The sequence below is a fragment of the Parvimonas pharyngis genome (assembly GCF_046569675.1).
Classification (GTDB): domain Bacteria; phylum Bacillota; class Clostridia; order Tissierellales; family Peptoniphilaceae; genus Parvimonas.
On the sequence record NZ_JBKICJ010000001.1, the window covers coordinates 160,720 to 187,165 of the forward strand.

Genomic DNA, 26,446 nt, shown 5'->3' on the forward strand with positions numbered 1-26,446 from the left:
AATTATGGATAAGAGAATTTTTGTAAAAAAAAGAGAAGGATTTAATAAAGAAGCTTTAGATCTTAAAGACAGTTTGAATTTAGAATATAAATTAGGTATCAAAAATCTTGAATTATATATAATTTATGATATTTATAATATAAATGAAAGAACTTATGAACTTGCAAAAGATTCTGTATTTTCAGAAGTTATGGTTGATGAAGTTTTTGATTCCATTACATTACAGGATGGAAAGTATTTTGCATATGAAACATTACCAGCTCAGTATGATCAAAGAGCAGATAGTGCTACTCAATGTGTATCTTTATTAGATAATAATTCAAAAATAATTGTAAGAAGCGGGAAACTAATAACTTTTGATAGAGCATTAGATGAAGAGGAATTGTCAAAAATTGAAAAATATTTAGTTAATCCGATTGAATCTAGAGTAAAAGATATGAATATATTGAATTTTTCAATGAATTCAGAAATGAAAAAAATGAAAGACTTATCACAATTTAATTCTTTGACAGAAAATGAATTGCTTTCATTAAAAAAAGAAATGTCTTTAGCTATGAATATAGAAGATTTACTATTTATTCAAGATTATTTCAAAAGTATAGGTAGAACACCTACTGAAACTGAAGTATATGTTCTAGATTGCTATTGGAGTGATCACTGTAGACATACAACATTTGAAACTGTATTAGATGATATAGAAATTAAATCAGAATTATTCCAAAAAGAAATGCAAAATGCTTTTGATATTTATTTAGATATTAGAAAAGAATTAAATATAACTAAACCAATAACTTTAATGGATATGGCTAGTATATTTGGAAAATATCATAAAAGAATTTTAAATGATCAAAATATTGAAGTAAGTGAAGAAATAAATGCTTGTTCATTTTTTACTGATATTGAAAATAATGGAAAACTTGAAAAATGGTTAATTCAATTTAAAAATGAGACACATAATCATCCAACAGAAATTGAACCATTTGGTGGTGCTAGTACTTGTATTGGTGGCGCTATAAGAGACCCATTGTCAGGAAGAAGCTATGTTTATCAAGCTATGAGAATAACGGGATGTGGAAATATTTTACAGAGTAGAGAAGACACTTTAAACCACAAATTACCTCAAGTTGATATTTCAACAAAAGCTACAAATGGTTATTCATCATATGGTAATCAAATAGGATTAGCAACAACATATGTAAAAGAACTTTATGATGATTCATATGTTGCGAAACATATGGAAGTTGGTGCTGTAGTAGGAGCTGTAAAAGATGGAAATTTCAAGAGAGAAACTCCAGTGAAAGATGATATAGTTATTTTAATTGGTGGAAGAACAGGAAGAGATGGGATACAGGGAGCAAGTGGTTCTAGTTTAATTCATACTAATGATTCTCTTGAGACAGCATCTAGTCAAGTCCAAAAAGGTAATGCTATTGAAGAAAGAAAAATTCAAAGATTATTTAGAAAACCAGAAGTAACTAAGTTAATAAAAAAATGTAATGACTTTGGTGCTGGAGGAGTTTGTGTTGCAATAGGAGAATTATCAGAAGGAATTGAAATTCATTTAGATAAGGTATTATTAAAATATGATGGATTAAATCCTACAGAAATTGCAACTAGTGAATCACAAGAACGTATGGCTGTAGTAATTTCACCAAGTGATTACGATTTTTTCATAAAAGAATGTGAAAAAGAAAATATAGAACATTCAAAAGTTGCTATTATTACTGATAGAAGAAGACTTGAGATGTATTACTACGACGAAAAAGTTATGGACCTTAGTGCAGATTTTCTGTCTACAAGTGGAGTTAGACAACATTCAAAAGCTACATTGTATGATAATAGTGGAGATAATCCTTTTGAAAATAAGGTTTTTACAAAGGAAAGTGTATTGAATGAATTATCTTATTTAAATGTTACTTGTCAAAAAGGTATTTCACAAAAATTTGATGCATCAATAGGTGCAACAACTGTTTTAATGCCTTTTTCAGGAAAAAATCAGTTAACTCCAGTTCAAGTAAGTGTTCAAGCACTACCAACTGTACATTCAACAAGTGATACTGCTACTGTTTTAAGTTATGGTTTTATCCCTAAAATTTCATATTATTCTCCATTCTTATCTGCGATTTATGCAGTTTTAGAATCTGTAGCTAAAATTTATGCTATTGGTGGAGAAAAAAGTAGTCTATATTTTTCTTTTCAAGAATATTTTGAAAAACTTGGAAAAGATGAAAAAAAATGGGGAAAAGTTACTCAAAGTTTACTAGGTACTATATATGCTCAAAAAGAGATAGGATGTCCTAGTATAGGTGGAAAAGATAGCATGTCAGGAACATTTAATGAATTAAATGTTGTTGAAACTTTAATTTCTTTTGCATGTGCACCTATTAAAATTAAGAATGTAATATCTCCAGAATTAAAATCAGTTGGAAATTATTTATATTATATTCCTGTAGAAAAAGATTTAAAAGGATATCCTAATATTAAAGATACATTAGATAATTATGAACTACTTAATAAGTATATAATTGAAGGAAAAGTTGTATCAGCATATGTTCAAGAAGAAGGAAGTATTGTAAGTTCATTAGTAAAAATGACTGTAGGTAATGGATTAGGATTTACTGTTAATAAAGATAACATATTGAATTTTGATCCAGCTTCTATAGTAGTTGAATCTAGATTTGAGCTACCTTTTGAAAAGATTGGATATGTTAGCGAAAATATTAATATTAATAAAATAGATTTTACTTTTAATGAAATATATGATTCATATACTAAAAAATTAAATACAATTTATCCGTTATATCAAAATTTAGATGGGAAAAACTGTGAGAATATCAAAATTGAAAATTCAAAAAAATTATTTTTTAAAGAATATGTAGACGATGTTAAAGTTTTGATACCTGTATTTCCTGGCACAAATTGCGAATATGATGTAGAAAAAGCATTTTTAGATGCTGGTGCTAAAACAAAAACAATTGTTTTTAGAAATAAGAAAGAAAATGATATAGAAAATTCTATTGTAGAATTGGTTGATAGTATTAAAGAATGTCATATTATTATGTTTCCTGGTGGTTTCTCAAGTGGAGATGAGCCAGATGGAAGCGCTAAGTTTATAGTAAATGTTTTAAAAAATGAAAAGGTAAAAAATGCAATTCATAAACATTTAGATGATAAAAAGTTAATACTTGGAATATGTAATGGATTTCAAGCTCTTATAAAGTCAGGATTAATACCTTATGGAAGAATAAAAACATTATCTGATGATGATTTGACATTATATAGAAATGATAGTTATCACCATATTTCAACAAGTGCAATAACTCGTGTTGCAAATGTAAATTCACCTTGGACTCAAGATTTTAAAATTGGAGATTTACATGAGATAATGTTTAGTCATGGTGAAGGTAAATTAGTTGGTAAAAATATTGATAAATTCAAACATTTATGTGCATTTCAATATTGTGATTTTGATGGTAATGCTACTTTAAATGGTAAATTTAATCCAAATGGATCCTTATATGCAATTGAAGGAATGATAAGTGAAGATGGTTTAGTTTTAGGAAAAATGGGTCATAGCGAAAGATATGGTTCTGAATTGTATAAAAATAGAATGATAAAAGATATACAAAACATTTTTAAAAATGGAGTAAATTATTTTAAAGGAGAAAAATAGAATGAAACTTTTATATGAAGGAAAAGCAAAGCAATTATATCAATGTGAAAATAATGATGAAGTTTATGTACATTATAAGAATAGTGCAACCGCATTCAATGGAGAAAAAAAAGAAGAATTTGATAAAAAAGGAATATTAAATAACACTATTACTTCGTTCATATTTGAATATTTAGAAAAAAACGGAATAGAAACTCATTTTATAAGAAAAGTGAATGAAACTGATCAAATTTGTAAACATGTAAAAATTATTCCCTTAGAAGTAATAACAAGAAATATTGTAGCTGGTTCTATGGCAAAAAAATATGGTTTGGAGGAAGGATTAAAATTAAAAAAACCGGTTTTTGAATTAAGTTATAAAAATGATGAACTAAACGATCCATTAATAAATGATGACCATACTTTGGCATTAGGCATTGTTACTGAAGAAGAACTATCTTATATAAAGAACGAAACTGCCAAAATTAATGAATTATTAAAAGAATTCTTTTTGAAAGCAGGGTTAATATTAGTTGATTTTAAAATAGAATTTGGAAAAACAAGTAGTGGTAAAATTATTTTATCTGATGAAATTTCTCCTGATACATGTAGATTATGGGATATTAATACAATGGATAAACTTGATAAAGACCGTTTCCGTAGAGATATGGGTTCAGTTATGGATGCTTATGAAGAAGTTTTAAGGAGAATAACAAGTGCGTGGAATTAATGAAGAATGTGGAGTTTTTGGCGTATGGAATCACAAAGATGCTTCTAAATTAACTTATTTTGGACTTCATAGTTTACAACATAGAGGACAAGAAGGTGCAGGAATTATAAGCTCTGATGGAGAAAAATTATATAGCTATAGAAATCTAGGATTAGTATCTGAAGTTTTTAAGGATAAAGAGTTACTCTATAATTTAGTGGGAGCTTCTGCAATAGGTCATGTTAGATACGCAACTGCAGGAGATAATAGTGTCAGAAATGTACAACCTTTTTTATTTGATTTTTATGATATGAGTGTAGCTATATGCCATAATGGGAATTTAGTAAATGCTAAAAGTTTAAGAGTTGAATTGGAAAAACAAGGTGCAATATTTCATTCATCTTCTGATACAGAGGTTTTAATTCACTTAATTAGAAGAAGTGAAAAAAATAGTTTCGAAGATAAATTAAAGGAAAGCTTGAGTAGAATTAAGGGTGGTTTTACTTATTTAGTTCTACTTAAAGATACATTATATGGTGCAGTAGATCCAAATTCTTTAAGACCGTTAGTTATTGGAAAAACGAAAAATGATACTTATGTAATGTCTAGTGAAACATGTGCAATTGATAGTATAGGCGCAGAATTTGTATGTAATGTAAAAGCTGGACAACTTGCTATAATTGATAAAGATGGTTTAAGAATCGAGAATTATGTAAAACCAGAAAGAATATCTATTGCTGCCATGGAATATGTATATTTTGCAAGACCTGACTCAAATATTGCTGGAGTTAACGTTCATACTGCTAGAAAAAATACTGGACGAACTTTAGCTAGAGAATGTCCTGCAAATGCTGATATTGTTGTTGGTGTTCCTAATTCATCGCTTTCAGCTGCTAGTGGATTTGCAGAAGAGAGTGGGTTACCATATGAAATGGGTTTAATTAAAAATCAATATATTGCTAGAACTTTTATTCAACCAACTCAAGAACTAAGAGAACAAGGTGTAAGAATGAAATTATCAGCTGTTAAAGGTGTTGTTAGTGGTAAAAGAGTTGTTATGGTTGATGATTCTATAGTTAGAGGAACAACATGTAGAAGAATTGTTAAATTATTAAAAGACGCTGGTGCTACTGAAGTACATGTTAGAATCGCATCGCCACCTTTTGCATTTCCTAGTTTTTATGGTATAGATATTTCAACTTCTAGTGAGTTGATTGCTGCTAATAAAACATTAGAAGAAATAAAAGAAATTATTGGTGCGGATTCATTAGGCTATTTAAGTGTACAAGGTCTTGTTGATTCAATTGGACTTAAATTTAATGATCCATACAACGGATTGTGTATGGATTGCTTTAATGGAGATTATCCTGCTGGATTGTATGATTATGAAGCTGATTTTCTGAAGTCATTAACTGATATTCAAAAGGAAATTTTAGAAAGAAAAAATAAACTTTAAAATGAGAGAAGGTAAAGTATGGTAAATATAGCTGTATTTATTTCTGGTAGTGGAACTAATTTGCAAGCCATAATTGATGGAATTAAACATAAAAAAATTAATGGAAATATAAAGTTAGTTTTTTCAAACAGAAAGAATGCTTATGGGCTTACAAGAGCTTTTAATGAAGGGATTGATACATTTTATTTGAATAAAAAGAATTTTATGAATAATGAAGAGTATGATGAAAGGATAATAGAAGAACTTGAAAAAAGAAATATTGATTTAATTGTACTTGCAGGCTATTTAAATATTTTATCAAAAAATATCGTTTCAAAATATTCAAATAGAATAATTAATATTCATCCTTCATTAATACCTTCTTTTTGTGGAGATGGTTTTTATGGAGAAAATGTTCATAAAGCAGTAATAAACTCAGGAGTCAAATTTACAGGAGCTACAACTCATTTTGTTGACGAAGATGTAGACACTGGATCAATAATAATGCAAGATATTGTTTCCGTGAGTATTAATGATAATTATGATACTTTGGCTAAAAAAGTACTAGAGATTGAACATAAAATACTTGTAAATACGGTAAAAGCATTTTGTGAAAATAAGATAATTTTTGATAAAAATAGAGCGTTCATTATGGAGGAATAAAATGTCAAAAAGAGCATTAATAAGTGTTTTTGAAAAAGATAATATTGTTGAATTTGCAAAAGAACTTGTACAATTAGGTTGGGAAATAATTTCAACTGGTGGAACATATAGAATATTAAAAGATAGTGGTTTAAGTGTTATAGAAGTTGATGAGGTAACTAATTTTAAAGAAATTTTAAATGGTCGTGTAAAAACCTTACATCCTTTTATTCATGGTGGTATTTTATATAGACGCGATGATAAAAACCACGTTGAAACAGTACAACAACTTGGAATTTCTTCAATAGATATGGTTGTAAATAACCTATATCCTTTTGAAAAAGTTTTAAATAGTGAAAATAATACGCATGAAAATTTAATTGAAAATATTGATATTGGTGGACCTTCAATGATTAGAGCTGCTGCTAAAAATTATAATGATGTTTCAATTGTAGTTGATCCTAAAGATTATCCTGAAATTATAGAAAGACTTAAGAAAAACAAATTAGATAAGGACTTTAGATTGTATTTATCATGTAAGGCTTTTAATTATACTGCTTATTATGACGCATTAATTTCTTCATATTTTAATGATTTGTTAAATATTGATTTTCCAGAAAAACTTACAACAACTTATAAAAAAGTTGAAGATTTAAGATATGGAGAAAATCCACATCAAAAAGCATCTTTTTATGAAAAAGTTTATATTAAAGACGAAGAGAAAACAGATTTTAAACAATTACATGGAAAGGAGCTATCTTATAACAACTTAACTGATATGTATTCAGCAATAAAAATTGTTAAAGAATTTGATGAACCATGTGTAGTCGCTGTTAAACATAATAATCCTTGTGGCCTAGCAATTGGAGAAAATATTGATGAAGCTTATGATAAGGCTTATGCATGTGATTCTGTTTCTATTTTTGGAGGAATTATTGCATTAAATAGAGAAGTAACAAAATGTATAGCTGAAAAAATAAATAACTTTTTTGTTGAAATTGTAATTGCAAATAAATTTTCTAAAGATGCTATTGAAATATTAACTCAGAAGAAAAATATTAGATTAATTGAAGTTTCTAATATATCTGAATTTAAAATTCCAAATATATTATCAAAAGAAGTATTAAATGGCATTGTAGTTCAAGACTATGATAATACTTTATTTACCGAAGAATTAAAATTCGTTACTAAGAGAAAACCATCCGAAGAAGAATTAAAAAATCTAATTTTTGGATTTAAGGCATGTAAATCAGTTGCATCTAATGGAATTGTTATTGTTAAAAATAATGCAACTATTGGAATTGGACAAGGAGAAGTAAGACGCTCATGGGCTGTAGAAGAGGGACTAGAAAGAGCAAAAGATAATCTAAAAGATGCAGTATTGGCATCAGATGCATTTTTCTTTGAGGATACAGTTGAATTATTAAGAGAGAATGGGATAAAAGCAGTAATTCAACCAGGAGGATCAATAAAAGATGAAAATGTAATAAAATTATGTGATGAATATGGTATAGCAATGGTATTTACATCAACAAGACATTTTAGACATTAGGAGGAGTATATGAAAGTTTTAGTTATTGGTAATGGAGGTAGAGAGGATGCTATCTGTAAAAAGATATCTGAAAGTAAAAAATGTACTGAATTATATTGCTCAAAAGGTAACGCTGGTACTTTGAGATATGCAAAAAATATTGATTTAAAGTCTAATGAGGAAATATTTGAATTTTCAAATACCAATAATATTGATCTTGTAGTTGTAGGACCAGAAACTCCACTTTGTGATGGTATAGTTGATCTATTTAATAATAGTAATATTAAGGTTTTTGGTGCTGATAAAAAAAGTGCAAGGCTAGAAGGCAGTAAAGATTTTGCAAAAGAATTTATGAAAAAATATGAAGTTCCAACTGCTAAATATGAAACTATTAGAACAATGGATGAAGGGTTAAAGGCCATAGAAAGATTTTCATATCCTATTGTAGTTAAGGCTGATGGTCTGTGCGCCGGCAAAGGGGTTAGAATTTGTAATACAAAAGATGAAGTATTAAATTACTTTAAAGAACTTTTTGAAGAAAAAATTTTTGGCGATGAGGGTACGACTGTTGTAATTGAAGAATTTTTAAAAGGTAAAGAAGCTTCATTACTTTGCTTTGTATCTAAAGGAAATTTAATACCTATGGAAAGTGCAAGAGACTACAAAAGAATTTTTGATAATGATGAAGGTGAGAATACTGGGGGTGTAGGTTGCTATTCCCCAAGTGAGTTATTTACTGATGAATTGAAATTAAAAGTTGATAAAACTCTTAAAAAAATATCTTGTGGTTTAAAAAATGAAAAATTAGAATATTCTGGTATTTTATTTATAGGATTCATGATTGATGATGAAGCAAAAGTTTTAGAATTCAATGTAAGATTTGGAGATCCAGAAACTGAAGTAGTACTACCTAGAATGGAAACTGATTTATTATTAGCAATAGAAAAATCTATTGATGGCACTCTTAACAGAGAAGACTTAAAATGGAAAAAAGAAAAATGTTTAACTGTAATTTTAACTTCAAAAGGCTATCCTAAAGCTTATGAAAAAGGGAAAATAATTACAGGTATTGATTTAGTTGATAAGGATATATATGTTTATCATAATAATACAATATTAGAAGGAGATAATATTTTAACTGATGGTGGGAGGGTACTATCAGTAACATCTCTTGGAAGTAGTTATGATGATATAAGGAATAAAGTATATAAGAATATCGAATTAATATCTTTTGAAACTAAACAATATAGAAAAGATATTGGAAAAATTTAAAATAATAAAAATATATGTAGATTTTTATTTAAAAACTTTACATATATTTTTTTTTATGATATAATATACCGGTAAATCCTTGCTCGATAACAAGAGCCAGAGACCATAAGGAGGTGAATGTAATGAGAAAATACGAAGGAGTTTTTATTTTCAAACCAAATTTAGAGGAAGAAGTACGAAATCAAGCATTTGATAGAATCAAAGCAGCTATTGAAGCAAATGGTACTATTACTGAAATTAATGAATGGGGAAATAGAAAACTTGCTTACGAAATCAACTATATTAAAGAAGGATACTATATTATAGTTAATTTTGAAGCTGCTGTTGAAGTAGTTGCAGAAGTAGAAAGAAGATCAAGAATATCTGATGCTATTATTAGATATATGGTTGTTAAGCAAGAAGCTTAGTGGAGGAACTTTATGAATAGTGTAATTTTAATAGGTAGATTAATTAAAGATCCAGAATTAAGATATACTCAAACATCTAGTAGCAGTTATGCTAGATTTACCATTGCAGTAGACAAAGGAATGTCTAAAGATAAGAAACAAGAATTAGAAGCAAAAGGACAACAAACAGCAGATTTTATTAATATTGTTGTTTGGGGTAAACAAGCTGAAAATTGCCAAAGATACTTACAAAAAGGTAGAAATGTTGCAATTCAAGGAAGACTTCAATCAGGAAGTTTCACTGCACAAGATGGAACTAGAAGATTTGTTACAGAAGTATGGGCTGAAAGGGTTCAGTTTATAGACTGGGGAGATAAAGCTCAAAAATCTGCTACGCCACAAGGATTTGGTTCATTTGATACAGGAATGGATGATGGATTCGATTTACCTTTTCAAGATGCATCAGATGAAGAAATTCCATTTTAATTATTAAAGGAGATAAAAGTATGCAAAGAAAATTTAGACCTAGAAAAAAAGTTGTTGCATATTTCTCAGATAACAGTAAACCACTTGATTATAAAGATGTAAACACTCTAAAGAAATTTATTAGCGAAAGAGGTAAGATTTTACCAAGAAGAGTGACTGGTGCTACTGCTAAACAACAAAGAGAAATTACAGCAGCAATTAAAAAAGCAAGACAAGTTGCGCTATTACCATATAGTGCAGAATAATTTGTTTATTATGGGGAGATGAGAATCTCCTTTTTTAGTGAGATAATAAATATTTTTAAGATTTATTTATTATAAAATTTCTTATTTAAAGTTACTATAAAGTATTATTTTTTACTATCTTTAATAGGTATTTAATTATTATACTTAACTTTTAAAAAAAACAAAAGATTTAATATAATTGACTTTTAAAATTATTAATGATAAAATTACTATATTAAATAATTAATATATAGATATTGTTTTTTATTGAAGAGGTGAGCTTATGAATAACAAATTATCTGTTAAAAATAATGTTGAAAAATTTAGAGTTGAAAAAGAATTTTCTCAAAGAGAATTAGCAAATTTAATAGGTGTTTCACCAGAAATAGTAGTTTCGATTGAAAACGGAAGTTTAATTCCTGATATAAGACTTGCTCTTACAATATCAACAGTATTGAATAAAAAATTTGGAGAAGTTTTCTTTTTTAATAACGATTGTAGAATATTTTAATTATAATACACCTATCAAGGTGTATTTTTTTTTAAATATATTGACAAGTATACTTGTCAATGATATAATAATATTGACAATAAAACTTGGTATAAGGAGAATTTTATGAATAAAGAGGAAATACTTGAAAAAAATAAAAAGGATAATTGTATATTTGATGAGATGAATGTATATAATACTCGCGTTGAAAATGAAAATGCATATTTATGTTTAAAAATAATATTAATTATTTTATATATTACTTTTTCAGTACTAGAAAAGTTTTATACTTATTTAAATCCAACTAAATATTTATTTTCATTCCTTCTATTTTCTGGCTTAACTGTCCAAATGCTTACTAGATATAAATTTAATAAAAAATTATTAAATCTTATAATTAGTATATTTTTTATTATAATTATATTTATATCGGTATGGAGATATTTTATAGAAATATGAGGTTTTTATGAATGAAGAGTTGGTTTTAAAAAATAATTTAAAAATAGTTAGAATTGAAAAAGGATTTTCTCAGCAAAAATTAGCTGATTTAGTTGGAGTGTCTAGAAATACAATTAGCTCTATTGAAACTGGACAATTTAATCCAACTGCAAAATTAGCTCTTGTATTATGCATTGCCTTGGAGAAAAATTTTGAAGATCTATTTTATTTTTAAAAGATATGTAAAGATTACATATCTTTTTTTATTTGTTTTTTTACTTAGTTTTATGATACAATTAAAATAGTATAAATTAAGGAGTTCTTATGAATCAAAAAGTTATAACGGTTACTGTTAATATAGATATGGATGAAAAAACTTTAGATGATAAAGTTTATGAGCTTGAAAAATTAGTAGAAGCTCTAGATGGTGAAGTTATTTTAAATTTAACTCAAAAAAAATCTTATATAGATAAAGCTTATTACGTTGGAAGAGGAAAAGTTGATGAAATTAAAGAATACTGTGAAAAGCTAGAGGCTGAAATTGTTGTATTTAATAACGAACTAACTGGATCACAGGTAAAAAACCTTGAAGAAATTATTGGAGTTAGAGTCATTGATAGAACTAGTTTAATATTGGATATATTCAGTGAAAGAGCAAGAACTAAAGAAGCTAAACTTCAAGTAAAACTTGCGAAATTAAAATATACTTTGCCTAGATTATCTGCACTTAGAAGTGGATTTTCAAGACAACAAGGTGGAATTGGTGGTAAAGGTATTGGAGAACAACAAATAGAATTAGATAGAAGAACTATTAATAGAGAAATAGCTAATATAACATTACAACTTAAAGAAATTGAAAAAAATAGAAATGAGATTCGAAAAAAAAGAATTAATTCTAAAGATCCAATTATATCATTAGTTGGATATACAAATGCTGGAAAATCAACATTAATAAATAAATTAATATCATTTGGAAAAGATGAAAGTTCAGAAGTAAAAGAAGTTTTTGTTAAAGATATGCTATTTGCAACATTGGATACATATGTAAGGGAAGGCAATTTAATTAACGGGTCAAAAGTTATGTATGTTGATACTGTAGGATTTGTATCGGATATACCTCATAATTTGGTAGAAAGTTTTAAAGGAACGTTAGAAGAAATTAAATACTCGGATTTAATTTTACATGTAATAGATATTTCAAATATTAATGTTGATGATCAAATTAGTATAACTAATAAAATGATAAAAAAGCTTAATTGTGAAGATAAAAATATTATTTATGTTTTTAATAAAGTTGATAAATTACTTAATGAAGATATTAAACTGCATTATTCAAATATTGAAAATAAAATATTTATAAGTGCAAAAAATGACTTTGATATAAGTTTACTTTTAAAAGAAGTTGAAAAACATTTATTTTCTTCTTTAATTCAAACAAAACTTTTAATACCATATGATAAGCAAAGTATAATAAGTACTATAATGAATGATTATATTCCTGAATTTGTTGAATATAAAGAAAATGGCACTTTGTTAAAAATATTATTAAAGTCTGATGATTATAATAAATATAAAGGATATGAAATAAATGAAGAGTAATGAAAGTTTTTTAAGTATTCATAGTAATAGTTCATATAGTTTTGTTATTAATAAATCTGAATTTATAGGACATTCTTTTTATGTTGAAACTGTTGATGAAGCAGAAAAGCATATTTTAGAAATAAGGGAAAAATATCATGATGCAACACATAATTGTTTTGCCTATATCATTGGAGAGGATAAATTAATACAAAAATATTCAGACGATGGTGAACCATCTGGAACTGCTGGAATTCCAATGTTAGAAGTTTTGAGAAAAAAAGATTTGACTAATTGTTTAGTAATATCTACAAGGTATTTCGGAGGAATCTTACTAGGAGCTGGAGGATTGGTAAGAGCTTATACAAAATCTGTAGTAGGTGCTTTAGAAGAAGCAAAAATTGTTAAAAAAGAAGTATTTTATGATATTAATATAGTCTTAGATTATATTTATTGGGGAAAAATAGAAAATTTTTTTAAAAATTTTGATTTAGAAATTTTAAATATTGATTATTTAGATAAAGTAATTATCAATCTATCAGTAAAAAAAGATAAATTTAATACGTTAGAAAAGATTCTTATCAATGAAACTTCAGGTAATTGTATTATTAATATAAATGGTTTTTGTAGAGGATCTGTATTTTTCGAATAACAACTTAAAAACAAGAATATAATTAATTATTTATAGTTTATATTTCTTGTATTAAAATTACTTTTATTGTATAATATTGAGTAATGATAAAAAAATAAATTCTATTTTTAGGAGGGTTTGACTTGTCTGATAACAAAATAAATAATAGTATTGTAGTTATGAAAGGCATTACTAAAATTTTTGGAAAAAATAAAGTTTTAGATGAAGTGGATTTCGAATTAAAAAAAGGAGAAATTCACGCTCTATTAGGAGAAAATGGTGCCGGTAAAACTACTCTAATGAATATTCTTTATGGTTTGTATTCACCAAATTCAGGAGAAATATATATTAATTCTAATAAATATACACACATGACGCCGAAAATAGCGGTAGAAAGTGGAATAGGAATGGTTCATCAACATTTTATGCTTATAGAACCATTTAGTGTTATCCAAAATATAGTTTTAGGAACTGAAGATACTAAGGGTCTATTTATTGATCTTGAAAAATCGAGAAAGAAAGTTCTTTCAATTATTGAAAAATATGGTTTCAGTATTGATTTAGATTCTAAAATACAGGATATAACTGTAGGTTCTCAACAAAAAGTTGAGATTTTAAAAGCTTTATATAAAGGTGCTGAAATTATAATTTTTGATGAGCCAACAGCTGTTCTTACTCCTCAAGAGATTGATGAATTTATTAATATATGTAATAATTTAAAAAATGAAGGAAAATCTATAATAATTATTACACATAAACTTGATGAAATTAAAAAAATGGCAGATTACTGTACAATTATTCGTCGTGGTAAGTTTATTGATAAAGTAACAGTTGCAGAGTCATCCCAAAAAGAACTTGCTGAAAAAATGGTAGGTAGGGAAGTAAACTTTAGTGTTAATAAAAAAGAAAATGAAGTAGGTGAAATAGTTTTAGACGTTAAAGATATTAACGTTCTTAATAATAGAGATTTACCAGTATTGAATGGATTAAGTATTAATGTTAGAAAAGGTGAAATATTAGGTATTGCTGGAGTCGATGGTAATGGACAATCTGAATTGATAGAAGCTATCACAGGTCTTAGAAAAGTAGAATCTGGAAATATTTCTATTTTAGGTAAAGATATTACAAATAAGTCAGTTTATGAAATTATTGAAAGTGGTATAAGCACAATTCCTGAAGATAGACATAAGCATGGTTTAGTTTTAGATTTTTCAGTTTCAGAAAATATGATATTAGAAAAAAGAGGAAAGGCTCCTTTTTCAAAAAAAGGAATTTTAAATTTTAAAGAAATAGAGTCATATACTCAAAAAATGATTGATAAATTTGACATAAGACCAAATGATGTACATGCAACAGCTAGAGGACTATCCGGTGGTAATCAACAAAAAGTTATTTTAGCTAGAGAAATAGATAATAACCCAGATTTACTAATAGCTGCACAACCAACAAGAGGTCTTGATGTTGGAGCTATTGAGACTATTCATAAGTATATAGTAGAACAAAGAGATAAAGGAAAAGCGGTATTATTGATTTCTTTTGAATTAGATGAAGTTATGGACTTATCTGATAGAATAGCAGTAATTTATAAAGGAAAAATTGTTGGTGAAAAGTTATCAAATGATACAAATGAAAAAGAATTAGGACTTATGATGGCAGGAGGTGTTATTAATAATGAAGAGTAGAAAAAAGATATTAATGCTTTTACTTTCAGTATTAATAGGTTTTATTGTAGGTTCTATAGTTATATCAATAGCTGGGTTTAATCCTATTAATTATTACAAAATAATGATAGAGACTACTTTTTCTAGACCAAAATTTTTTGCTAGAACTCTAGTAGACGCAGTTCCATTAATTATTGGTGGTATTGGTGTATCACTAGCATTTAAAACAGGTGCTTTTAATATAGGAGCTGAAGGACAGTTTATTATTGGATCTTTAACTGCTGCGTTCTTCGGATACTTTTTAAAATTACCACCAATTATACATCCAATAGTTTGTATTATTTTAGCTGCTCTAGCTGGTATGGCTTGGGGTGGATTTGCAGGGTGGATTAAATCAAAATATGGTGTTCACGAAGTAATAACTACAATAATGTTGAACTGGATAGCATTATATTTTTCAAATTTAGTAGTTACTTTTGGAAAATTTTATAATGAAACCAGTCAAACATCAAATGATATACAATCAACTGCAAGTATTAAAATGTTTCAAGGATTAAAAGAGTCTTCTATTCCTTTTGTAAAAGATTTCTTTTCTGCTGATATAAATTTTGGTATCATTTTAGCTATTATTTTATCTTTTTTAGTTTATTATTTATTAAATAGGACTTCAAAAGGATATGAATTAAAAGCCGTTGGATTAAATCCGAATGCGGCTGAGTTCGGTGGAATTAATGTAGGAAGTAATTTAATATTATCAATGGGTCTATCAGGGGCATTATGTTCTGTTGCTGGTGCGGTTAAAGTTTTAGGATTTGCTGGAAATGTTGCAAGACTTACTGTAGCAGAAGGCAATGGATTTGATGCAATGTCTGTGGCACTTTTAGCAAATAGCCATCCTATTGGCTCTATATTCTCCGGGTTTTTCTTTAGCGTGATAAAAAGAGGTGGATTTAGAGTTCAACAATTATTAGGAGTTCCGTATGAAATAGTTCAAATTATTATAGGTATTATTGTACTATTTATTTCAATGCCTTTAGTTATAAAAATTATTTCAAGTAAATTTAAAAGAGTTGGAGGTAAAAAATAATGAATTTTTCGACATTAGCTTTATTTATATCTGATACATTATTGTTTGCAACTCCATTATTATTTACTGCTTTAGGTGGAATGTTTACTGAAAAAGCAGGTGTTACAAATATTGGTTTAGAAGGAATGATGACAATAGGAGCATTTGCTGGAGCCACTGTAGGATATTATACAAAGAGTGCTTTATTAGGCTTTATAGCGGGTGGTATTGCTGCTGCTTTAATTGCACTTATTCATGCAATTGTTAGTATTACTTTTGGTGCAGATCAAGTAGTTTCAGGAATCGCTATAAATTTTATTGGACCAGGAGTAGCTTTGTTTATTTGTTCGCTTTTATTTGAAGGAGCTAAACAAACAATACCTGTTTCAGATGGTGAAGGCAAAATGATAAAAATATTTGATAACCTTACTGGAATACAATTTATAGACAAAATATTAGGTCAATATATAACTACTTATATTGCATTAGGATTGGTTGTTTTAATTTCAATTTATTTATATAAAACAAAATTTGGATTAAGACTAATAGCAGTAGGAGAACATCCAAAAGCAGCAGAAACATTAAATGTTAATGTTTATTTATACAGATATTTTGCCGTTGTAATTTCTGGGTTACTAGCTGGTTTTGGGGGTGCAACTATGAGTTTAGCAACTGTTTCTAACTTTTCACAATCCTTAATTTCTGGCCAGGGGTTTATTGCATTAGTAGCAGTAATATTTGGTAAATGGAAACCTTATGGAGTATTAGGAGCGTGCTTATTTTTTGGTGCAGCTCAAGAATTAGCAATTCTATTACCTGGATTAAATATTAATATTCCTGAATCAATTTTACCAATGGTTCCATATATAAGTACATTATTAGTACTAATATTCTTTGTAGGAAAGTCTAAAGGACCATCTTCTGCAGGAGTTCCATATATAAAATTGGAAGATTAATATATAAAGGCATACTTATTAGTATGTCTTTTTGTTGTGAAAAATTTAAATGTATTTTTTAATATATAAAATGGAGGATAATTATGATTACAATAAAAAGTAAACAAGAAATTGAAGGGATGAAAAAATCTGGTGAAATTATTTCAAAAATCCATATTGGGTTAAGAGATTTTATTAAACCAGGAATTACTACTTTAGATATTGATAAATTTTGTCATGATTTTATGCTTAAAAATGGAGCAAAACCAAAACAAATTGGTTATCATGGATATCCATATGCAACATGTACTTCAGTTAATGATGTAATTTGTCATGGACTTCCAAGTAAGCAAATATTAAAATCTGGAGATTTAGTGACTGTTGATATGGTTGTAGATTTAGATGGATACTTATCTGATAGTGCATGGAGCTATGCAGTTGGAGAAGTATCTGACGAAGTAAAAAATCTAATGGATGTTACTAAGGAATCTATGTATAAAGGAATAGAAGCTGCAGTTATTGGAAATAGAATAGTAGATATTGGAAAAGCGATACAAAGTTTTGTTGAACCAAAAGGTTATTCTATCGTTAGAGATTTTTGCGGACATGGTATAGGTGTAGAAATGCATGAAGATCCGCAAGTTCCTCATTATATTACATCTACTAGAGGAGTTAGACTTGTAGAAGGTATGGTAATAACAGTAGAACCAATGATTAATACTGGAGATTGGAGATGTACTATTGACGATGATGGATGGACAGCTAGAACTATAGATGGTGGGCTTTCTTGTCAATATGAGCATACATTTGTAATTACAAAAGATGGACCATTGATATTAACAGATCAATCACTTTATGAATAATTATTTGCATATTATTTATTGATTTTTTTATAAAATAGGAGTATAATTTAATTGTAGATATTGTAAAAATTAATAAAATATTTAAAGTAGGGACAAAATTGGTGTAACGGGACAAAAATGAATGATATTGAATATGTAAAAAAATTTGCTCCTGATTTGATTGAAAAATTAATATTTAGATTCAAAATCTTAGAATATATTTCTATAAATGCTCCAGTTGGTAGAAGAAATATTGCTTCTCATTTAGGAGTAGGAGAAAGAATAGTTAGAAATGAATTAGAATTTTTTACAGATGAAAAATTTATTGAAGTTATAAAATCAGGAACTTTTATTACTGAACTTGGAGAATCTATTTTACAAGAACTCAGAGGTTTAGTTAATAATTTAAATGAAAATCATATTATTGCTGAAGAATTAAAAAATAAACTTAGAATAAAAAAAGTATTAGTGTGTGACTCGTATCAAGATGAGATTCTTGGTAAAGAACAACTTGCTAAGGTAGCTTCTGAATATTTTTTAAATATTATATCTGAAAAAGATGTTATTGCTATTTCAGGGGGTACGACTGTTAAATCTTTTGTTGATACTATGAGTGTAAAGAAATATTATAATGAAATATCTGTAATTCCAGCAAGAGGTAGTTTGGGAAATGGATTAGAGTGTCAATCAAACGTTGTTGCAAATAATTTATCAAAGAAATTAAAAGCAAAGTTTTTTGGAACTTTTTTACCAGATTATTTAGATGAATTAACGTTTGATAGATTAAAGGATTTAGAAGAAGTAAAGACACTCATTGAATATTTAGATAAGATTAACGTTTTAATTTTTGGTATTGGAAGAGCGGATGCAATGGCAAAAAGACGCTCTTTAAAATCATCTGAAATTAATTTGCTTAATGAAAAGAAAGCTGTTAGTGAAGCATTTGGAAATTACTTTGATATTAATGGAAATATTGTTTATAGTTCAAATACAATAGGGTTGGATATGGAACAATATTTAAAAATTAATGATGTTATTGCGATAGCTGGATACGGGAAAAAGTATAAGGCAATTATTTCTATCTGCAATATTAGAAAAGATATGACTCTTATAACAGATAGAGATACAGCAAAACAGATTTTAGCTATATTATAAGCGAAAGCTTTTATAAAATTATAAGGAGGAATCGAAATGAAAGTTGCGATTAATGGATTTGGTAGAATTGGTAGATTAGCATTTAGATTAATGCATGAATTAGAAGGAGTAGATGTCGTAGCAATTAATGATTTGACAGATGCAAATATGTTAGCACATTTACTTAAATATGATTCAACTCAAGGACGTTTTGAAAAAGAAGTTATAGTTAAAGAAGGATGTTTTTCTATCGATGGAAAAGAAATTAAAGTCTTTTCTGATGCAGATCCTAAAAATTTACCTTGGAAAGAATTAGATATTGATGTTGTGTTAGAATGTACAGGATTCTTTGTTGCAAAAGAAAAAGCTCAATTACACATTGATGCGGGTGCAAAAAGAGTAATAATTTCTGCTCCTGGAAAAGGTGATATGAAAACTGTAGTTTATGGAGTAAATCATGATATTCTTGATGGAAGTGAACAAATTTTATCTGGAGCTTCTTGTACAACAAATTGTTTAGCTCCTATGGCAAAAGTATTGCAAGATAAATTTGGTATAGTTCAAGGTATAATGACTACTATACATGCGTATACTGGAGATCAAAACACATTAGATGCTCCACATAGAAAAGGTGATATGAGAAGAGCTAGGTCAGCTGCTATAAATATTGTTCCAAATACTACGGGAGCAGCAAAAGCTATTGGCTTAGTTATACCTGAATTAAAAGGAAAATTAGATGGCTCTGCGCAAAGAGTACCTGTTGCGACAGGTTCATTAACTGAATTAGTAACTGTTTTAGAAAAAACTGTTACTGTTGAAGAAATTAATAATGCAATGAAAGAAGCATCAAGTGAATCATTTGGATATACTGAAGATCCAATTGTTTCAACTGATGTAATTGGAATAAAATATGGTTCTTTATTTGATGCAACACAAACTAGAATAGTTGAAGTTGATGGTAAACAACTAGTTAAAACAGTTGCTTGGTATGATAATGAAATGTCATATACTGCAAATTTAATTCGTACGTTCCAGTATTTAGTTAATCTTTCTAAATAATTAATAGATAAGAATTTCAAAAAATAAATTATAAGTAATTTAAGATATGTGTTGAAATCTTATTGTCATATAATAATATGAGGTGAAGATTTTCACCTCATATTGTATAGTAAGGAGTAATTATGAATAAAAATGTTATTACAGATTTAGATGTTACCTCAAAAAGAGTTATTGTAAGAGTTGACTTTAATGTTCCAATGTCAAAGTCTGAAGTTGGTAAAATTACTGATAATGCTAGAATCTTAGCTGCTTTACCAACTATAAATTATTTAATTGAAAACAAAGCTAAAGTTATTTTATTATCTCATCTTGGAAGACCAAAAGGAGAAGCTAAAAAAGAGTTTTCTTTAGAACCAGTTGCTAAGGAATTGTCTAGGCTTTTAAATAAAGAAGTAAAATTTTTACAAAGTGATTTAGTTGTTGATGATAATGTAAAAAATAAAGTATTTAATTTACAAGATGGAGAAGTAGCATTACTAGAAAATACTAGATTTAGACCAGAGGAAACTAAAAATATAGATAATTTTTCAAAAGAATTATCTTCTCTTGGAGATATTTATATAAATGACGCTTTTGGGACTAGTCACAGAGCTCATTGTTCAAATGTTGGACTATGTAAATTTTTACCATCTGCAGTTGGATTTTTGGTTGAAAAAGAGATTTCTATTATGGGAAAAGCTCTTTCTAATCCAGAAAGACCTTTTGTAGCAATTTTAGGTGGTGCAAAAGTATCTGATAAAATTACTGTAATTGAAAACTTAATTGAAAAAGTAGACAGTATTATAATCGGAGGAGGAATGGCATTTACATTCTTAAAATCTTTAGGATACTCAGTTGGTAAAAGCTTATTAGAAGAAGATAAAATTGATTTAGCAAAGGATTTATATGAAAAAGCTAAAAGTAAAAATGTCAATATGTTATTGCCAGTAGATGTAGTTGTAAGTAAAGAATTTTCAAATGATTCTGATTTCAAAACTGTTACTATAGATTCAATTGAAGAAGATTATATGGGTCTTGATATAGGATATAAAACTGTTGAGCTATTCTCAAATGAAATTAAAAAAGCAAAAACAGTGGTTTGGAATGGTCCAATGGGAGTATTTGAAATGCCAAATTTTGCAAAAGGTACATTTGAGATTGCAAAGGCTATAGCTGAAACTGATTCTATAAGTATAATCGGCGGAGGAGATAGTGCATCTGCTGCTGAAAAATCAGGATTTAAAGATAAAATAACACATATTTCAACTGGTGGTGGTGCATCATTAGAATTTCTAGAAGGAAAAATTTTACCAGGAATTGATGCAATAGATAATAAATAATTGGAGGTAGTATGAGAAAACCTGTTATTATTGGAAATTGGAAGATGAATAAAACATTGGATGAAGCAAAAATACTAATTAGTAACATCTTGTCACAAAAACTAGATAATAGTGTTGAAAAAGTTGTATGTGTACCCTATATATATGTTACTGAAATTAAAAAATTAATAGATGGAACTGGTATAGGGTTAGGTGTACAAAATATGTTTTACGAAAATAGTGGAGCGTATACTGGTGAAATTTCTCCTACTATGCTTAAAAGTTGTGGTGTATCTTATGTGATTTTAGGTCATTCAGAAAGAAGAACTATTTTTAATGAAACTGATGATTTAATTAATAAAAAAGTAAAAGCAGCATTACAAAATAATATAATTCCAATATTATGCTGTGGCGAATCTCTTGACGAAAGAAATTCTGGTGCTGAAAAAGATATTGTAAAAAGACAAATAAGTAATTCATTGTTTGGAATTAGTAAAAGTGAAATTGAAAAAGTAATAATTGCTTATGAACCTATTTGGGCAATTGGTACTGGATTAACAGCATCTTCTGATGATGCAGAAGATATGATAAGATTTATTAGGGAAATATTGAATGATATTTATGGTGAAATATCATTTAAAGTAAGAATTCAATATGGTGGAAGTGTTAAACCAAATAATATAAAAGACCTAATGACAAAAGAAAATATTGATGGAGCATTAGTTGGTGGTGCTTGTTTAGAAAGCGAAAGTTTTTGTGAATTAATAAATTATAAAATATAAGGAGAATAATATGAGCTTAATAGTTGAAATTTACGCAAGAGAAGTTTTAGACTCAAGAGGAAATCCTACTGTTGAGGTTGAAGTAACAACTGAAAATGGAATAGTTGGAACTGCTATAGTTCCTTCTGGTGCATCTACAGGTGTCCATGAAGCTGTTGAATTAAGAGATGGTGATAAAGCAAGATATTTAGGAAAAGGAACACTTAATGCAGTTAATAATGTAAATGAAAAAATAGCAGATGAATTGATAGGTTTCGATGTGTTTGACCAAGTTGGAATAGACAGAGCTTTAATTCAAATAGATGGAACAGATAATAAGTCAAATTTAGGTGCGAATGCAATTTTGGGTGTTTCTATGGCTGTTGCTAGAGCTGCATCGATTGAATCCGACACTCCACTTTATGAATATATTGGTGGTGTAAATGCTAAAACTTTACCAGTTCCAATGATGAATATTTTAAATGGTGGAGAACATGCAGATAATAATGTAGATATTCAAGAATTTATGGTTATGCCAGCAGGTGCTATTTCTTTTAAAGAAGCGCTTAGAATGGGTACGGAAGTTTTTCATAATTTAAAAACTGTATTAAAATCTAGAGGATATAATACTGCTGTTGGTGATGAAGGAGGATTTGCTCCAAATTTAAATTCTAATGAAGAAGCTTTACAAACTATCATGGAAGCAATTGAAAAAGCTGGATATGTTCCAGGTAAAGATATATTTTTAGCTTTAGATGTAGCATCAAGTGAAATGTATGAAAATGGAAAATATAATTTTAAGGGAGAAGGAAAAGTATATACTTCAGAAGAATTAGTAAATTATTATTCTAATTTAGTTAACAAATATCCAATAATATCAATTGAAGACGGATTATCAGAAGATGATTGGGATGGTTGGAAACTTTTAACTGAAAAACTAGGTAATAAAGTTCAACTAGTAGGAGATGATTTATTTGTTACTAATTATTCCAGACTAAATTTGGGAATTAATAAAGGAATTGCTAATTCAATCTTAATTAAATTAAATCAAATTGGAACAATTACTGAAACATTAGATGCGATAGAATTAGCTAAAACTAATGGATATACTTGTGTAATATCACATAGGTCAGGAGAAACTGAAGATACAACAATTGCTGATTTAGCTGTTGCAGTAAATTCCGGACAAATTAAAACTGGTTCTGCCTCAAGAACAGATAGAATCTGCAAGTATAATCAATTATTAAGAATTGAAGATAGATTAGGAGAAAATTCTAAATTTTTAGGATTATCAGCTTTCTATAATATTAACAGAAAATAGTATAATTAAAATAGCTCATTATTTTTATATAAAAAATTATTATATAGTATAAAAAAATATATTATTTAATGTGTTTTATGATATACTATTATGTAGATATTTATATAAAATATATGAGCTAATCTTTTGATTGTATATTATAATTTTGGAGGAAGTATGTCTATTTTAATTTCTGTTTTAGGTGGATTAGGATTATTTCTTTATGGGATGAATCTAATGGGAGCTGGATTACAAAAATCATGTGGTGAAAAATTAAAAGGAATAATAGCAGCAGTAACAAAGAATAGAATTTATGCTGTTTTAGTTGGGATTTTTGTTACTATGATTATTCAATCTAGTTCTGCAACTACAGTTATGACAATAGGTTTTGTAAATGCTGGGTTTATGACTTTAGCTCAATCTGTTGGAATAATTATAGGGGCTAATGTTGGTACAACAATAACTGCACAGATAATAGCTTTTGATATTTCTAAATATGCGCCATTAGTGATAGCTATTGGAGTATTTTTGTGGATGAGAGCTAAAAATGATAGAAAAAAAGATATTGCAGAGATTCTTATAGGATTCGGTATCTTATTTTTAGGTATGTCTATAATGACTAACGGTTTAGAGCCTCTATCTCAAGAAGAATGGTTTAAAAATATATTGGTAAAATTAAATAATCCAGTAATTGGTGTTTTAGCAGGTCTTTTACTTACAACTGTTCTACAATCCTCATCCGCATCAATCGGTTTATTGGAAGCATTAGGAATGCAAGGTGCTATAAATATTAATCAAGCTTTTGGGATTCTATTTGGAGATAATATTGGTACAACAACAACTGCTATGATTTCTAGTATTGGTGCTAGTAAAAATGCTAAAAGAGCTGCATTTATACATTTTCTATTTAATTTAATAGGAACTATTATATTTATGACAATACTTAGAATTCCAGTTCAATATTTAGTAGAATATATTTCTCCAGGGAATGTTCAAAGACAAATAGCTAATGCACATACACTTTTCAACATAATAAATGTTTTAATTCAATTGCCATTTGCTAGCTTATTAGTAAAAATTTCACAATGGGTTATTAAAGGTGATGATGTAGTTGAAGAAAGGTATTCTGAACATTTAGATAAAAGAATATTCGAAACTCCAAGCATTGCTATAATTCAAGCACAAAAAGAAGTTGCTAGAATGGGTGAAATAGTAATTGAATCTTTAGAAAAAACAGTTGAAGCTTTTAAAACTAAAAGTAGTAAAAATATAGAGTTTGTTCTTGAAAGAGAAAAAGTAATTAATGGTTTAGAAAAAGAAATTATTGATTATTTGGTACCATTATCAGATAAAAATTTATCTGATGAAGAAAAACATAAGGTATTTGTCATGATGTATGCAATTAACGATTATGAAAGAATTGGAGATCACTGTGAGAATATAATAGAGTTGATACAAGAAATAAAAATAGAAAATTCAGTATTTAGTAAAACCGCCTTTGATGAATATGAAAAAATATCATCAGATGTTATGAAAATTATTGTAGATACAACAAATGCATATAAGGATAATAATCTTGAATTAGCTAAAAAGTGTATTCCTATAGAAGAAGAAGTAGATATTTTAGAAGAAACTTATAGAAGAAATCATATGGATAGAATTAACAAGGGTATATGTGATACAAATGCAGGCGTTAAATTTTTAGATATATTATCTAATTTTGAGAGAATTGCTGACCATGGTTTAAACATTGCAAATTACACATTAGGAAAAGAATTGTAAAAGATTGTTATTTTTGTGTACAAATACTTAAAGTTATAAAAAAGTTTTATTATGATTTTGACAAAAAATGCTTTACAATTGGGTAAACATAATATATAATAATAAACGGATGTGATTTCATTGCAGTTTGTTATTTTTATACTGTAAATGGAGGTAAGCTATGTACGATTGTATTATAATTGGCGCTGGTCCTGCTGGAATTAGCGCAGGTATTTATGCAGCTAGAGCTAGTATGAAGACAATAATAATTGAAAGAGGAACACCAGGTGGTTTAATAGCAAAGACAGATGAGATTGCTAACTATCCAGGTGCTGAAGATGTTCCAACTGGTCCAGAATTAATTGAAAGAATGGTAAAACAGGCTAAATCATTTGGAGCTGAATTTATAACAGATACAGTAGTAAATGTAGATTTTTCTGGAACAACTAAGATTGTTTACGGTGAAAATACTACTTATGAAGCAAAATCAGTTATTATAGCCACTGGATCTAATCCGAGATTACTAGATGTACCAGGAGAAAAAGAATTTACTGGTAAAGGAATTGCTTATTGCGCTACATGTGATGCACCATTTTTTCAAGATTTAGACGTGTATGTTGTTGGATCTGGGGAAGCTGCTGTTGAAGAAGCTATGTATTTAACTAAATTTGGTAGAACTGTTACTTTATTAGTTAGAAAAGATAAGTTATCTGTAGCGAAATCAATAGAAGAGAAAGCAATGAAATGTGAAAAATTAAAAATTATGTGGAATGTAGAAGTTGAAAGTTTTGAAGGAACAGGTTTATTAAGCGCAATGAATATTGTAAATAATAAAACTGGAGAAAAAACTAAAATTGTTCCAAGAGAGGGAGATATGATATTTGGAGTATTTATCTTCGTTGGATATATTCCTGAAAGTACAATATTTAATGGTATAATTGATACTGATAGAAACTATATAGTATCAGATGAAACAATGAAAACTAGTGTTGAAGGTGTTTTTGTTGCCGGAGATGTTAGAGTTAAAGAGCTAAGACAAGTTGTTACAGCAGTTAATGATGGCGCAATTGCTGCAATAAATGCAAGAAAATATGTTGAAAGCTTAAGTTAATTGAATTTAATTCCGAAAGGATTAAATATATAAATTTTAAGGAG

At 27.9% G+C, this 26,446-nt stretch carries 25 protein-coding genes; all 25 read left to right on the forward strand.

Annotated features, from left to right (window positions below):
• Positions 1–4 precede the first annotated feature (4 nt).
• The 25 genes from ACLGL0_RS00795 (at position 5) to ACLGL0_RS00915 (ending at position 26,402) form a co-directional block, all read left to right on the forward strand.
• Positions 5–3,673 (forward strand): phosphoribosylformylglycinamidine synthase, encoded by a 3,669-nt coding sequence (locus ACLGL0_RS00795; protein WP_411013267.1) that lies wholly within the window; start codon positions 5–7, stop codon positions 3,671–3,673.
• A 1-nt stretch (position 3,674) separates the two neighbouring features.
• Positions 3,675–4,382 (forward strand): phosphoribosylaminoimidazolesuccinocarboxamide synthase, encoded by a 708-nt coding sequence (gene purC / locus ACLGL0_RS00800; protein ID WP_411013268.1) that lies wholly within the window; start codon positions 3,675–3,677, stop codon positions 4,380–4,382.
• Positions 4,369–5,817: an amidophosphoribosyltransferase gene (gene purF / locus ACLGL0_RS00805; RefSeq protein ID WP_411013269.1), complete on the forward strand. Its 1,449-nt coding sequence runs from the start codon at positions 4,369–4,371 to the stop codon at positions 5,815–5,817. The genes purC and purF overlap by 14 nt, the downstream gene beginning before the upstream one ends.
• A gap of 18 nt (positions 5,818–5,835) precedes the next feature.
• Complete coding sequence (gene purN, locus ACLGL0_RS00810; RefSeq protein ID WP_411013270.1) at positions 5,836–6,459, forward strand: phosphoribosylglycinamide formyltransferase; 624 nt, start codon at positions 5,836–5,838, stop codon at positions 6,457–6,459.
• Position 6,460: 1 nt separating this feature from the next.
• Entirely contained in the window at positions 6,461–7,990 is a 1,530-nt protein-coding gene (gene purH / locus ACLGL0_RS00815; protein ID WP_411013271.1) for a bifunctional phosphoribosylaminoimidazolecarboxamide formyltransferase/IMP cyclohydrolase, read from the forward strand.
• Positions 7,991–7,999: 9 nt separating this feature from the next.
• Positions 8,000–9,241: a phosphoribosylamine--glycine ligase gene (gene purD / locus ACLGL0_RS00820; protein ID WP_411013272.1), complete on the forward strand. Its 1,242-nt coding sequence runs from the start codon at positions 8,000–8,002 to the stop codon at positions 9,239–9,241.
• A 122-nt stretch (positions 9,242–9,363) separates the two neighbouring features.
• Positions 9,364–9,648 (forward strand): 30S ribosomal protein S6, encoded by a 285-nt coding sequence (gene rpsF, locus ACLGL0_RS00825; RefSeq protein WP_233055514.1) that lies wholly within the window; start codon positions 9,364–9,366, stop codon positions 9,646–9,648.
• Between the two features lie 12 nt (positions 9,649–9,660).
• The gene (locus ACLGL0_RS00830) at positions 9,661–10,113 is read left to right on the forward strand and encodes a single-stranded DNA-binding protein (protein ID WP_233055515.1); all 453 of its coding nucleotides are present in this window, start codon (positions 9,661–9,663) and stop codon (positions 10,111–10,113) included.
• A 20-nt stretch (positions 10,114–10,133) separates the two neighbouring features.
• Positions 10,134–10,358, forward strand: a complete 225-nt coding sequence (gene rpsR / locus ACLGL0_RS00835) for a 30S ribosomal protein S18 (RefSeq protein WP_004833472.1) — start codon at positions 10,134–10,136, stop codon at positions 10,356–10,358.
• Positions 10,359–10,620: 262 nt separating this feature from the next.
• Positions 10,621–10,848 (forward strand): helix-turn-helix transcriptional regulator, encoded by a 228-nt coding sequence (locus ACLGL0_RS00840; RefSeq protein WP_411013273.1) that lies wholly within the window; start codon positions 10,621–10,623, stop codon positions 10,846–10,848.
• 105 nt (positions 10,849–10,953) lie between these two features.
• Positions 10,954–11,286, forward strand: a complete 333-nt coding sequence (locus ACLGL0_RS00845; RefSeq protein ID WP_314557537.1) for a DUF6442 family protein — start codon at positions 10,954–10,956, stop codon at positions 11,284–11,286.
• Positions 11,287–11,293: 7 nt separating this feature from the next.
• The gene (locus ACLGL0_RS00850) at positions 11,294–11,500 is read left to right on the forward strand and encodes a helix-turn-helix transcriptional regulator (RefSeq protein WP_314557538.1); all 207 of its coding nucleotides are present in this window, start codon (positions 11,294–11,296) and stop codon (positions 11,498–11,500) included.
• 89 nt (positions 11,501–11,589) lie between these two features.
• Entirely contained in the window at positions 11,590–12,864 is a 1,275-nt protein-coding gene (gene hflX / locus ACLGL0_RS00855; protein WP_314557539.1) for a GTPase HflX, read from the forward strand.
• Complete coding sequence (locus ACLGL0_RS00860; RefSeq protein WP_411013274.1) at positions 12,854–13,495, forward strand: YigZ family protein; 642 nt, start codon at positions 12,854–12,856, stop codon at positions 13,493–13,495. Before hflX ends, ACLGL0_RS00860 begins: the two co-directional genes overlap by 11 nt.
• Before the next feature lie 122 nt (positions 13,496–13,617).
• Positions 13,618–15,156: an ABC transporter ATP-binding protein gene (locus ACLGL0_RS00865; RefSeq protein WP_314557541.1), complete on the forward strand. Its 1,539-nt coding sequence runs from the start codon at positions 13,618–13,620 to the stop codon at positions 15,154–15,156.
• On the forward strand, positions 15,146–16,222 hold the full coding sequence (locus ACLGL0_RS00870; protein ID WP_314557542.1) for an ABC transporter permease: 1,077 nt from the start codon (positions 15,146–15,148) through the stop codon (positions 16,220–16,222). The genes ACLGL0_RS00865 and ACLGL0_RS00870 overlap by 11 nt, the downstream gene beginning before the upstream one ends.
• A complete protein-coding gene (locus tag ACLGL0_RS00875; protein WP_314557543.1) occupies positions 16,222–17,157 on the forward strand; it encodes an ABC transporter permease in 936 nt (311 codons plus the stop codon). Before ACLGL0_RS00870 ends, ACLGL0_RS00875 begins: the two co-directional genes overlap by 1 nt.
• 83 nt (positions 17,158–17,240) lie before the next feature.
• Positions 17,241–17,999: a type I methionyl aminopeptidase gene (gene map / locus ACLGL0_RS00880; RefSeq protein WP_314557544.1), complete on the forward strand. Its 759-nt coding sequence runs from the start codon at positions 17,241–17,243 to the stop codon at positions 17,997–17,999.
• 117 nt (positions 18,000–18,116) lie between these two features.
• Positions 18,117–19,133 carry a sugar-binding transcriptional regulator gene (locus ACLGL0_RS00885; protein ID WP_411013275.1) on the forward strand — a complete coding sequence of 339 codons (1,017 nt, stop codon included), beginning with the start codon at positions 18,117–18,119 and terminating at the stop codon, positions 19,131–19,133.
• A gap of 36 nt (positions 19,134–19,169) precedes the next feature.
• Entirely contained in the window at positions 19,170–20,171 is a 1,002-nt protein-coding gene (gene gap / locus ACLGL0_RS00890) for a type I glyceraldehyde-3-phosphate dehydrogenase (RefSeq protein WP_399544179.1), read from the forward strand.
• A 122-nt stretch (positions 20,172–20,293) separates the two neighbouring features.
• Complete coding sequence (locus ACLGL0_RS00895) at positions 20,294–21,490, forward strand: phosphoglycerate kinase (protein WP_411013276.1); 1,197 nt, start codon at positions 20,294–20,296, stop codon at positions 21,488–21,490.
• Between the two features lie 11 nt (positions 21,491–21,501).
• Positions 21,502–22,251 (forward strand): triose-phosphate isomerase, encoded by a 750-nt coding sequence (tpiA, locus tag ACLGL0_RS00900; protein WP_411013277.1) that lies wholly within the window; start codon positions 21,502–21,504, stop codon positions 22,249–22,251.
• Between the two features lie 10 nt (positions 22,252–22,261).
• The gene (gene eno, locus ACLGL0_RS00905) at positions 22,262–23,551 is read left to right on the forward strand and encodes a phosphopyruvate hydratase (RefSeq protein WP_411013278.1); all 1,290 of its coding nucleotides are present in this window, start codon (positions 22,262–22,264) and stop codon (positions 23,549–23,551) included.
• Between the two features lie 156 nt (positions 23,552–23,707).
• Positions 23,708–25,312: a Na/Pi cotransporter family protein gene (locus tag ACLGL0_RS00910; RefSeq protein WP_411013279.1), complete on the forward strand. Its 1,605-nt coding sequence runs from the start codon at positions 23,708–23,710 to the stop codon at positions 25,310–25,312.
• A 160-nt stretch (positions 25,313–25,472) separates the two neighbouring features.
• Positions 25,473–26,402: an NAD(P)/FAD-dependent oxidoreductase gene (locus tag ACLGL0_RS00915; RefSeq protein WP_411013280.1), complete on the forward strand. Its 930-nt coding sequence runs from the start codon at positions 25,473–25,475 to the stop codon at positions 26,400–26,402.
• Positions 26,403–26,446: the final 44 nt, after the last annotated feature.

Bases quoted from the DNA above. Each gene is read 5' to 3' on its own strand.
- ACLGL0_RS00895 (WP_411013276.1), top strand. From the start codon at position 20,294: ATGAATAAAAATGTTATTACAGATTTAGATGTTACCTCAAAAAGAGTT.
- ACLGL0_RS00870 (WP_314557542.1), top strand. From the start codon at position 15,146: ATGAAGAGTAGAAAAAAGATATTAATGCTTTTACTTTCAGTATTAATA.
- ACLGL0_RS00915 (WP_411013280.1), top strand. From the start codon at position 25,473: ATGTACGATTGTATTATAATTGGCGCTGGTCCTGCTGGAATTAGCGCA.
- purC (WP_411013268.1), top strand. From the start codon at position 3,675: ATGAAACTTTTATATGAAGGAAAAGCAAAGCAATTATATCAATGTGAA.
- ACLGL0_RS00830 (WP_233055515.1), top strand. From the start codon at position 9,661: ATGAATAGTGTAATTTTAATAGGTAGATTAATTAAAGATCCAGAATTA.
- hflX (WP_314557539.1), top strand. From the start codon at position 11,590: ATGAATCAAAAAGTTATAACGGTTACTGTTAATATAGATATGGATGAA.
- rpsF (WP_233055514.1), top strand. From the start codon at position 9,364: ATGAGAAAATACGAAGGAGTTTTTATTTTCAAACCAAATTTAGAGGAA.
- ACLGL0_RS00910 (WP_411013279.1), top strand. From the start codon at position 23,708: ATGTCTATTTTAATTTCTGTTTTAGGTGGATTAGGATTATTTCTTTAT.
- rpsR (WP_004833472.1), top strand. From the start codon at position 10,134: ATGCAAAGAAAATTTAGACCTAGAAAAAAAGTTGTTGCATATTTCTCA.
- ACLGL0_RS00795 (WP_411013267.1), top strand. From the start codon at position 5: ATGGATAAGAGAATTTTTGTAAAAAAAAGAGAAGGATTTAATAAAGAA.
- purD (WP_411013272.1), top strand. From the start codon at position 8,000: ATGAAAGTTTTAGTTATTGGTAATGGAGGTAGAGAGGATGCTATCTGT.
- ACLGL0_RS00850 (WP_314557538.1), top strand. From the start codon at position 11,294: ATGAATGAAGAGTTGGTTTTAAAAAATAATTTAAAAATAGTTAGAATT.
- ACLGL0_RS00860 (WP_411013274.1), top strand. From the start codon at position 12,854: ATGAAGAGTAATGAAAGTTTTTTAAGTATTCATAGTAATAGTTCATAT.
- ACLGL0_RS00840 (WP_411013273.1), top strand. From the start codon at position 10,621: ATGAATAACAAATTATCTGTTAAAAATAATGTTGAAAAATTTAGAGTT.
- eno (WP_411013278.1), top strand. From the start codon at position 22,262: ATGAGCTTAATAGTTGAAATTTACGCAAGAGAAGTTTTAGACTCAAGA.
- ACLGL0_RS00845 (WP_314557537.1), top strand. From the start codon at position 10,954: ATGAATAAAGAGGAAATACTTGAAAAAAATAAAAAGGATAATTGTATA.
- map (WP_314557544.1), top strand. From the start codon at position 17,241: ATGATTACAATAAAAAGTAAACAAGAAATTGAAGGGATGAAAAAATCT.
- gap (WP_399544179.1), top strand. From the start codon at position 19,170: ATGAAAGTTGCGATTAATGGATTTGGTAGAATTGGTAGATTAGCATTT.
- tpiA (WP_411013277.1), top strand. From the start codon at position 21,502: ATGAGAAAACCTGTTATTATTGGAAATTGGAAGATGAATAAAACATTG.
- ACLGL0_RS00875 (WP_314557543.1), top strand. From the start codon at position 16,222: ATGAATTTTTCGACATTAGCTTTATTTATATCTGATACATTATTGTTT.
- purN (WP_411013270.1), top strand. From the start codon at position 5,836: ATGGTAAATATAGCTGTATTTATTTCTGGTAGTGGAACTAATTTGCAA.
- purH (WP_411013271.1), top strand. From the start codon at position 6,461: ATGTCAAAAAGAGCATTAATAAGTGTTTTTGAAAAAGATAATATTGTT.
- ACLGL0_RS00885 (WP_411013275.1), top strand. From the start codon at position 18,117: ATGAATGATATTGAATATGTAAAAAAATTTGCTCCTGATTTGATTGAA.